Genomic DNA, 9635 nt, shown 5'->3' on the forward strand with positions numbered 1-9635 from the left:
TTTTCATGTGATTTTCCTCCTATTGTCAGCTACCCAAATAGGTTTGTATTTCCTTGCATTGTAATTTTTCGCATAAAGCAATCCATATTCACAATTCTTTGGCATAAAGGGATTTTGAAACTCGTTCGCAGCACCTTCGTTCATTTTTATTTCAACAATTTGAATAAAATCAAAAATTTCATTCATCAAAATCTGCAAGTACGCCATTTCATTATCATCACACTGTACGAAAATTGACCCGTTCTCAGAAAGCAATTCCTTCGCGGTTTCTAAGCGGTTTTTCATAAATGTCAACCATGAAGAATGATTAAAGTTGTCGTTATATTTGAAATCATCGCTACCCGTATTATAAGGCGGGTCAATATAAACCAACTTTACTTTTCCGGCAAACTCTTCTTTGAGTGATTGTAGGGCAAGCAAGTTGTTGCCCTTAACAATCAAATTATCTGTAATCGTATCCTCGGCAAGACCGCGGTTCTTGTTTACTTCTGCATCACGGTTAAACGAATTAAATTCTGATTCTTTTGCTTTTTTATTTTTGCCTAGTTCAAAACGCTTTGCATTACAAAATGCTTTGGGTGAAAAAAGATTATCAATTTCGTCGCGTGCAAGAACTTCGTTGAAAAAAACTTCACGACGTTTGCCCTGTCTCTCAATGTATTTATCATTTTTTTCATCAAACTCGTAATAAGTATCGTCTCCATCTTCTTTGCGCTGTCCGCCTTCTAACACACAATCTTTAAACGGAAAATTGAGCACCACTTCGTCCCGATCAATAAGGGATATATCCCCAGAGTACAAACCAATTTGACCGAGATACTTTGAGTAAGAATTACATCCTGAGTTGTATTCCAAAAATTCCTTAAATTGAGCGGTATTAAAGACAAAACTATCCAAGATGGGTGTGAAGAAAGTTTTTTTAGTCTGTTTGTTTTTGAGGAGCAGCTCAATAAGCTTCACATCGCCGCGTTCGGCATAATCCTTTATCACATTGACTTTGAGGTGTTTTTCACTGTCAACGAATTCAGGAACAGAAGAGAGGAGTTCTTCTACCTTAGACTTGAGGGCATTAGTTTCTAGTTCCACCATATTTTGTTCCTTATCAAGAGTTGTTTGAATCCGCTCTTGTTTAAGTGCACAAAGGGAACTCTGGCCAAAATCGTTGGAAAAACAAAAAAGGCGTGGAGTCGCTTCGCGTGCTTATCGCAACTGCGGGCTACCACACCCTTCCGTATAATAAGCACAAAACGACCCACGCCCCAATCGGGACGTGAGCGTTCGTCTTATCCTCATACGGTTTGAAAGTGGTAGTTTCAGTTGCGAGAATAAGAGACGAATCTCAAAAATTCCGGTCGCTCCGCACCATTCGGTACGGGGCTATGTCAGTGGAAAATATATATAAATATGCGAGAGGGAGATCCCCGCCTACGCGGGGATGACAGGGAAAAAGGAGTTAACAAGTCAAGCCCGACATGACAATTTGAGGGAAAAACTAGTCCAATGGTCCACTTTTTATAAAAAAACAGCGTTAAGATATCCCTTGACTTCGACAACCTATTTGTATATATTATAGCCGATATTCGATAATCCTCGCGACAGTCGACATAGACCTTCGGGTCCGTACGTGCATTCGCGGCGGGGCGCATTAACCTTCTTGTTGATGCTGTTGGATAGCTGGTAGGAACACGACCTACTCGAGTTCACTCGAAAGAGTGGCAAGTAACGCCGGGGAAAGCCCCCGCCAACAGAATCGCAAGATCATCCCATTCCGCGCAAGGCGTGGAAAATCTCAATACATAACAAATAAGCAAGGGCATGTTGTGCGCTGTTTTTTAGCATAATCGCAACGGCCTGTCAAAATGTCGCCCAATGGCGACGTTCAACTAAAATTTATAAGAAATAATTATGTTCGATGAAATTTTCGGAAAATTCAACGGAGGCCCGAATCGCGGTGCAAACAACGCCATCGGGGATTTTGCCAAGGTGCTAGAAGAAAAAGATGCGGAAATCAAGCGGCTTAAGGAACTGATTCTGCGTTGTCCAAAATGCGGTGCGAAACTGCGTTACCCGAGAGGATAAAAGGAGATGAAAAACTTTAATAGCGAGGCTATTCGATGACTTTGGAAGAACTCAAAAAACTGATTTCTAAAGATGAAACGAAGAATATTGAACTGAAAAAATCTACCGGCGAACTTCGAGAAGGCATGCATACGGCATGCGCCTTCCTGAATTCCGATGGCGGCGTTCTCGTTTTCGGTGTCACGCCTTCCTTGAGTATTGTTGGGCAAATCGTTTCTGAATCTACCCGTCGCGATATCGCGCATGCGTTAGCGGGAATAGAACCTGCGGTCACCCCTGTTATTGAATATGTAGACATTCCCGACAAGGACAACCATCAAGTAATCGTACTGAGGTTCAATCCGTGGGTCTATGGGAATGACCCGTACACATTTCATGGAAGACCATACTATAGACTGGAAAGTGTCACTAAAGCAATGCCTAGGGATATGTTTGATGCTAGAATTCGGATCAACATGCCGCACAAATATTCGTGGGAAATGAGGGTGGCTGAGGGGTATTCTATAAAAGACCTTGATGTCAGCACAATTCGTGGCGTAGTCCGTCTCGGAGTCGAAGAAAAACGAATTCCGGTGGGGTCACTCAATGAGTCAATTAAAGTAATATTGAAAAAATGGAACCTGTTGGATGGCGACAATTTGCGGAACGCCGCTGTATTTCTTTTTTCTAAGAGATTTTCGTATGATTATGAAATTCGAATGGCTCGTTTTAGAGGAACGGACAAAAATTACTTTATCGACAACCAGCAGGCTCATGGCAATTTCTTTGAACTGCTTGATGCGGGCATGTCGTTCTTTTTCAAGCATCTTTCTCTTAGCGGAGAAATCAAGGGATTTAAAAGGGAAGAACACCTTGATGTTCCAGCAACGGCATTGCGTGAGGCTCTAATCAACGCCCTTTGTCATAGGGATTATGACATTCACCAGTGCTCTATCGGCATTGCCATATACGACGACCGTATAGAAATTGAAAGCCCGGGCTTGTTACCCCGCGAATTAACTCCCAAAACTATTAAGCGGTCGCATAAGTCGTATCCACGAAACGAGATTGTTGCGACGGTTCTCTATCAAATAACTTACTTAGAAAAATGGGGCTCGGGAATAAAGCGCATAATGGATGCTTGCAAGGCGGAAAATTCCCCGCAACCCTTTTGGAGTGAAGAGGGTGGCTATACCGTGGTGACGTTCCCGATGAACAAGCTGAACGGTAGGATTGTCATCCCAAATGAACCTCAAAATGCACTCCAAAGTGCACCTCAAAGTGCACTCCAAAAGCGTCTTGAAGCAGTTGCAGCTATGATTTTGGCAAATGGCTCTATTGCAATTTCTGTCATTGCTCAAAATTTGAATGTAAGCCGCGATTCAATTAAACGTGACCTCAAAAAACTTGGTTACGCTTGGGAAGGGGCGTCGAAAAATGGGCGTTGGGTGAAAAAGAAACCTACGTCCACAAGCTGGTAATCCTTGTAGATTTCCTTGACGCGTTCCACGAGTTCCCTGCCGATGCCTTTGTCCTGGTATTCGGGGCGCACGAGCAGGTAATTTAAATTTTGTATCCAGACTTTCGTAATTTTTCGACGTATTTCGGGTCGCCTAGGCGCGCCTTGGATTCGGCCATAAACTTATCGTTGTCCTTGGCTGCAAAGCCGAGCTTGATCCGGAGCGCGATGAATCCGCTAACGACGCCGAATAGCGAGCATAGGATGCACGCCAGGGTAAGCTTTGTGAAATTATTTCCATGTACGAACGAAGTTTGAAGTAATACCCCGCAGATTATTGCCATTGACAAAAGGAATGCGGCTCCTTTTGCGTAGAATTTTGCATTCTTGCTACGCGGATCAAATCCGTCAATCGCCACCTCGCGCCAGCGCCTGTCCAGGTATTCGCTGCGGCAGGCCTTGCATTCGCGAATCGGACTGCCGTACATCCACATGTTGCAAGTTTCGCGGTTCTTGGTCTTGCATTCCGGGCAAACCCATTCGGCATAATTCATTTTCATATAAACTCCTAAAAGCTGCTAGAAAGATAGCCTTTTTTAAGCCTGCTATTCTTTTCGGCGATAAACGTTCGCGAGTATCGCGCCGGATATGTTGTGCCAAACGGAGAATATGGCGCCGGGAACGGTCGCCATGGCAAAGCCCGAGAACGCGGTCGCTGCAAGACTTGTGGCAAGCCCTGAATTCTGCATGCCAATTTCGATGGAAAGCGCTTTCGTCTTGGGCGTCGAGAATTTCAGCAATTTTCCAAGGCCAAAACCACAGCCGTAACCGAGCAGGTTGTGCAAAATCACCACCGCGAACACGATAAAACCGGTCGAAAGGATCTTCGTGGCATTGTGCGAAACGACTGCGGCCACAATCATAGCGATGGCAATCACGGAAACGAGCTGCAAGACTTTGACCGCCCGCGCTGTCCAATTGCCAAAGAATTTGTTGATAACAAACCCTAACGCAATCGGCACAATCACGACCTTCACGATGGAGAGGAACATCGCCATCACATCGACATTGACCGTTGTTCGGAGCAACAAATAGGTAATCGCCGGAGTCAGCACGGGAGCGAGCAGCGTATTCACGCTAGTCATGCCTACGGAGAGTGCCACGTCGCCCTTCGAGAGGTAGGTAATAACGTTACTCGATGTGCCGCCGGGGCAAGTTCCTACGAGAACCACGCCCGCCATCAGTGCGGCATCGAGACAGAAAATCTTGGAGAGCAAAAACGCAAGTGCAGGCATCACGATGAACTGCGCCGCACACCCGATGGTGATTTCCTTCGGCCGGGCAAACACAAGTGCAAAATCGCTAAACTTGAGCGTGAGCCCCATGCCGAACATCACGACCATCAAGAGGTAATTCACCCAACTGAGTTCAATCCAGAGCGTGGATTTCGGCAGGAACAGCGAGAGCGCCGCGATTGCCAAAACGACAACCGCCATCCACTTGCCCACAAATTCACTGATTTTTTCGAGAATGCGCATTTGTAATCTCCAGTTCAATCGCAAAAGATAGTCTTTTTTATTTATATTCAACGCATGACCAATCTTATCAAGAAAGCTTTTATCGTTGTCGCCATTTGTGGCGCGTCACTTTGCAGTTTTGCTGCAGATGTCAAACCCTACGTGGAAGCGGAAGCGCTCCCGAACGCGCTGAACTTCTACCCGGCGCCCCCCGATACGCTCTCCCCGCAGTTCATGTACGACATGTCGCAGTACATCTGGGGCAAAAAGATGCGTGCCGATTCCGCGCGTGCGGCCCTGGCCGTAGCCCAGGCGGTAGAAACGGTCGAGGACATGGCCAAGATGTTCAGCGAACCTTTTGGAATGGAAATCTCCGCAAAGAAGACTCCCGCCATCATGAACCTGCTCGAACGAGGAATCCGGACGCTTAAGCAGGTGGGGAGCCTTCCCAAGAGGCATTACATGAGGCGTCGCCCTTACGACCGCTTTAACGAACCGACCCTAGTTCCGTCCGAAGAAGAGCGCCTGAGAACGAATGGTTCCTACCCGTCGGGACATACCGTTCGTGCATGGTCGATGGCCCTGCTGCTGATAGAAGTGAACCCGGCCGCTCAGGATGCCTTGTTGAAATACGCATACGAATGGGGACAGAGCCGCGTGATTGCCGGATTCCACTGGCAAAGCGACGTGGATGCTTCCAAGGTGCTTGTTTCGGGCGCCTATCCGAGCCTGCACACAAACGAAACCTTCATGGCCGACATGCGCAAGGCCCAGGCGGAATTCAAGAAGCTTTCCGCCGCGAAGAACGGGAAGAAGACGAAATAGGGGCGGTTTTCCGTTAGTCAATTTCTTTTAATAAAGTTGCAAAAATCTTTTTATTATTCTACATTGCGTCAATGTGTTGATTTTTTTGATAGGAAAGACAAATGAAAACACTGTATTCTAAGAAGTCGGCGCTCCTTGCTTTTGGAGCGGGGCTTGCCGTATTGGCAGGTTGTAACCTGAATTCATCGGATGAAGGCAAGACGGAGGTCTCCACTTACGAAGACTTGCCGAATTGTTCTTCGAGGGAGAGCGCCTCGGGTGTTAGCCCGGTGGGCGAAAAGGTCCTTGTCGAGGAAGAGGGCATGTCTTACCAGTGCACGGACGACGGCTGGGTCGTTGTGTCCGTGGCTAACTTCGAAGACCTGCCGAAGTGCCCCGCCAAGAGGGGCAAGACGCTCGGCATGAAGGTGTATGTCGAGGCGGATTCCATGTACTACCTGTGTGTCAATACGGGCTGGATCGAGTCGGACGAGTCCTCGGACGGGAGCATGCCGACTCCCCAGGTCGAAAACGATCTCGTTCTCGGCTCTGCAAAGGTGATTGGCCCCTTTGAAATGGGGACGCAGGTTAAGCTCCGCGAAATCACCAGTTCCAAGGAAGCCGCCTTCGCGACGACGGATTCCGCAACCGTGGGTTCCGTCTCGAACAGGAAGGGCGACTTCATGGTTCCCCGCGTGACGGCCTATTCCGACTTCGCCTTGATATCGGTGAAGGGCCTTTACATGGACGTGGTCTCGGGCGAGGTCTCGGAGGATTCCCTGGAACTGGAAGCCGTGGTGGACCTCTCGTCGGGCGAAACTCCCGCGGTCGATGTGGTTTCCCACGTGCTGGCGGGCCGTGTGCGCGCCCTGGTGAACGGCGGTGCTAGCGTATATGCCGCCATGAAGCAGGCCAAGAGGGAACTCTTTACCGCTTTCGGTTTCAATTCCGATAGCGACGAGGAAGAGGTCAAGCTTGCGGTTGCGCTCCTCCTGCGCGCCAACCTGGACGAGGGCGAGTTTGCCGAAGCCGTTGCGAACTTCGCCGAGGGCTTTGCCGAGACCGGTTCCTGGGGCGACGAGGAATTCCACACGGTCCTGGCCGATTTCGCCTTCAATATCGAGAACCTCAAGATCAAGGACGAGGAAACGGGCGAGATCCTCTTGAAGGAATCCGACTACCGCAAGAACCTCGAAAAGTTCGGTAACGAGGCCGCCCCCGCCTTCGAAGGCCACTTCACGAAATTCTGGGTGGATGCCTACGGCCTTGGCGGTTGCGCCGGGGCCCGTCAGGACGCCGTGGTACAGAACCGCAACGAGCTGAGCGACAGCGCGAGCGCCTTCTTCACCTGCGACAACCAGGCCTGGCGCGTGTCGACCGATTTCGAACGCGATACCGTGAATCTCGGGAATGCGAACGACGGCGTGCTCAGCGCGGGCAACGTGGATTCCGAGAAGATGTATGTCTACGATACGACTGGCTTTGGAACCGGGACGACCATCCGCTGGAAGGAACCGGATTCCATCGTGCTCGTAATCGGCAAGGCCTGCACGGACTACGAAGATGTCGTGAACACGGTCGAAAAGACCGAAGATGAAGACGAAAACGACACCTATTACGGATGCCAGAACCGCGCATGGACTCCGACATCCCTGACCACCTACGAAATCGGCTACATGTGCAACGCGTCCGCCAAGAACGTCGTCGAAAAGTACAAGCACGAGAAAAACGACTCCTACGCCCGTTGCCAGGAAAACAAGATGACCGTAGGCAGCGGGGAAATGGTGAGTTATGTCTGGATTCCAACGGACGAGGCGAACTACGACCTGCGCGACGAGAAGTGTGTCGTGTATGACGTGTTCAAGAGCGGTTCCAAGTATTACTACTGCGAAGATTCCGTGAAGGTGAACTTCAAGGAAGCTACCGAAGACGACCAGGAACTCGGCGTGTGCCGCAAGGCGATTGTCGATTCGATCGGGACTTACAAGAGCGAGGGCACGAGCGTCTACAGGTCCTGTGGCGAAAATGCCTACGTCGCCGGGAAGTACGAATGGTCCGTGACCGACAAGGTGACCTACGATATCGGCAAGGTGTGTAACGCCAAGACGATCGGTACGACGGGAAATGCCGGCGAGGATTCCTACACCTGCGGATGCAGCGTGTATGATTCTGGCGCTATGGGCATGGTAGTGAAGACGACATTGGACGATTGCGGTGCCTATCCGCTTGCATGGCAGAAGAACTAAAGGAGAGTTTGTATCATGAATATCAAGAAAATTGTTGCGATTACGTTTGCGTCTACCGCTTTTGCTCTTGCCCAACAGCCTGCCGCCCCGGCTCCCGCGGCCCAACAGCCTGCTGCCCCGGCTCCGGCCGCTGAGCCTGCACCCGCTCCTGTGGCGGAAGCTGCACCCGCGCCCGAGGCTGCTCCCGTTCAGCAGGCGGCCCCTGTTCCCGAGGCTGCCGCTGAGCCTGCGCCCGCTCCGGCGGCTCCCGCTCCCGCAAAGGAACCTTCCGCATTCGACGTGCTGCATGGTAGCGCCTACAATTCGGTCGGCAACGTCGCCGCTGCCGATAATGTCGATGGCCTGCTTGGAAGCCCGGACAAGTTCTACGGCAAGAAGTTCTTCTACATCGAACCTGCTGCAGAACGCGGCGTGGTTTCGCTTGGCTCTTTCTTCGCCGCGATGGATATCTCGGGCGACCTGGGCCGCGCGACCGCCGGTTATGCTACCGAAGGCTTCGGTATCGCGCTCCGTCTCGGCCTCGGGCAGTTCGCCATCGATGGCGACAACGGCAAGAAGAGCGGCTCCTATTCCGGGGACGACTGGGGCCTGACCGCCTCGAAGGTCTTTGGCGGCTATGTCGCGTCCGTCAACGCTGACTGGGTTACGACCCGCGAAGAGGACAACGCGGAACCCAAGGTGGGCAAGTCCAGCGAAGAGGCCTACCGCGACCTGAACGTGACGCTGGGCATTTCGAATACTCCTTCCGCCGTCAAGCATTTCTGGTCGGCTGGAGTCGGTTTCACCCGTCACGAAAACGAACTCAAGGTCGGCGGCAGCGTGATTAACGACGACGTGGATTCCCACATCGCGATTTCCCCGTTCTTCAATTACGGCATCGCGGCTTTCCAGAATGAGCGCGCAAGGCTCCTCCTCGGAGTCAATGCGTCCGTGCCGCTTTCCATATACGACGAACAGGATGTTGTCGATACGGTGTCGGGAGACACTGTGACGACGTCGCTGTTCAATGCGGGAGTTTCGCTCAGCCCGAACGTCCTGGGCGAGGTGCTCCTAGGCAGCCACGTGATGCTTTTCGGCGAAGCCTCCTATAATTGGCGCGTGTTCGACTTTACGTCGGGAACGGACGCCACGGACGACGAATACACCGCCATGGAAAGCGTGTCTGACCAGGTGACTGCGACTGTCGGGTTCCGCTACCAGTACGGGAACTGGATTGCCTGTGAGTTCGCCTTCGGCGACACCTTCTTTACCGACACGAAGTCCATCTTCAACGGGGAAGGCGTCTTCGTTAGCTTTGGTGGATTCATCTACTTCTAGTCCCTAATCGAAAAGGTTTGTCTTCAATCCTCCCGGAGGAATTATGAAATTGTCCAAGAAACTCGGTCTTGCCGCTAGCTTGGCTGGCGCGCTCTTCCTTGCCGCCTGCGGCGATGACGGCAGCTCCGGCAAGCCCGCCTCGGAAAAGGACGGCACGGCTTCCGTCCCGACCTACGACGACCTCGCACACTGCACCAAGAGCCACTACGGCGAAATCGTGTTCGTGGAAGAGGA

Annotated in this window: 9 protein-coding genes; 6 read left to right on the forward strand and 3 right to left on the reverse strand. The window is 51.0% G+C overall.

Features of this window, described 5'->3' with window-relative positions; translation table 11 throughout:
* Positions 1-3: 3 nt before the first annotated feature.
* Positions 4-1089, reverse strand: coding sequence for a site-specific DNA-methyltransferase (locus B4B27_RS05265; RefSeq protein ID WP_290724400.1), 1086 nt, complete (start codon positions 1087-1089; stop codon positions 4-6).
* 816 nt (positions 1090-1905) lie between these two features.
* Here B4B27_RS05265 and B4B27_RS05270 point away from each other — a divergent pair.
* Positions 1906-2079, forward strand: a complete 174-nt coding sequence (locus B4B27_RS05270; protein ID WP_158213015.1) for a hypothetical protein — start codon at positions 1906-1908, stop codon at positions 2077-2079.
* 41 nt (positions 2080-2120) lie between these two features.
* On the forward strand, positions 2121-3539 hold the full coding sequence (locus B4B27_RS05275) for an ATP-binding protein (protein ID WP_290724405.1): 1419 nt from the start codon (positions 2121-2123) through the stop codon (positions 3537-3539).
* Positions 3540-3621: 82 nt separating this feature from the next.
* Here B4B27_RS05275 and B4B27_RS05280 read toward each other — a convergent pair whose 3' ends face one another.
* Positions 3622-4077, reverse strand: a complete 456-nt coding sequence (locus B4B27_RS05280; protein ID WP_290724407.1) for a hypothetical protein — start codon at positions 4075-4077, stop codon at positions 3622-3624.
* 45 nt (positions 4078-4122) lie between these two features.
* Positions 4123-5055 (reverse strand): bile acid:sodium symporter family protein, encoded by a 933-nt coding sequence (locus B4B27_RS05285; RefSeq protein ID WP_290724408.1) that lies wholly within the window; start codon positions 5053-5055, stop codon positions 4123-4125.
* 54 nt (positions 5056-5109) lie between these two features.
* Here B4B27_RS05285 and B4B27_RS05290 point away from each other — a divergent pair, with 54 nt between their 5' ends.
* The 4 genes from B4B27_RS05290 to B4B27_RS05305 form a co-directional block, all read left to right on the forward strand.
* Entirely contained in the window at positions 5110-5859 is a 750-nt protein-coding gene (locus tag B4B27_RS05290) for an acid phosphatase (protein ID WP_290724410.1), read from the forward strand.
* Positions 5860-5960: 101 nt separating this feature from the next.
* A complete protein-coding gene (locus tag B4B27_RS05295; RefSeq protein ID WP_290724412.1) occupies positions 5961-8084 on the forward strand; it encodes a hypothetical protein in 2124 nt (707 codons plus the stop codon).
* A gap of 15 nt (positions 8085-8099) precedes the next feature.
* The gene (locus B4B27_RS05300; protein ID WP_290724414.1) at positions 8100-9401 is read left to right on the forward strand and encodes a hypothetical protein; all 1302 of its coding nucleotides are present in this window, start codon (positions 8100-8102) and stop codon (positions 9399-9401) included.
* 43 nt (positions 9402-9444) lie between these two features.
* Positions 9445-9635, forward strand: a 191-nt coding sequence (locus B4B27_RS05305; RefSeq protein ID WP_290724416.1) for a hypothetical protein, incomplete at its 3' end; no start/stop codon positions are given.

This window comes from Fibrobacter sp. UBA2449, from assembly GCF_002342555.1.
Lineage (GTDB): Bacteria > Fibrobacterota > Fibrobacteria > Fibrobacterales > Fibrobacteraceae > Fibrobacter.

Coding starts and splice junctions, on each gene's coding strand:
- B4B27_RS05300 (WP_290724414.1), top strand. CDS start 8,100: ATGAATATCAAGAAAATTGTTGCGATTACGTTTGCGTCTACCGCTTTT.
- B4B27_RS05280 (WP_290724407.1), bottom strand. CDS start 4,077: ATGAAAATGAATTATGCCGAATGGGTTTGCCCGGAATGCAAGACCAAG.
- B4B27_RS05265 (WP_290724400.1), bottom strand. CDS start 1,089: ATGGTGGAACTAGAAACTAATGCCCTCAAGTCTAAGGTAGAAGAACTC.
- B4B27_RS05290 (WP_290724410.1), top strand. CDS start 5,110: ATGACCAATCTTATCAAGAAAGCTTTTATCGTTGTCGCCATTTGTGGC.
- B4B27_RS05295 (WP_290724412.1), top strand. CDS start 5,961: ATGAAAACACTGTATTCTAAGAAGTCGGCGCTCCTTGCTTTTGGAGCG.
- B4B27_RS05270 (WP_158213015.1), top strand. CDS start 1,906: ATGTTCGATGAAATTTTCGGAAAATTCAACGGAGGCCCGAATCGCGGT.
- B4B27_RS05285 (WP_290724408.1), bottom strand. CDS start 5,055: ATGCGCATTCTCGAAAAAATCAGTGAATTTGTGGGCAAGTGGATGGCG.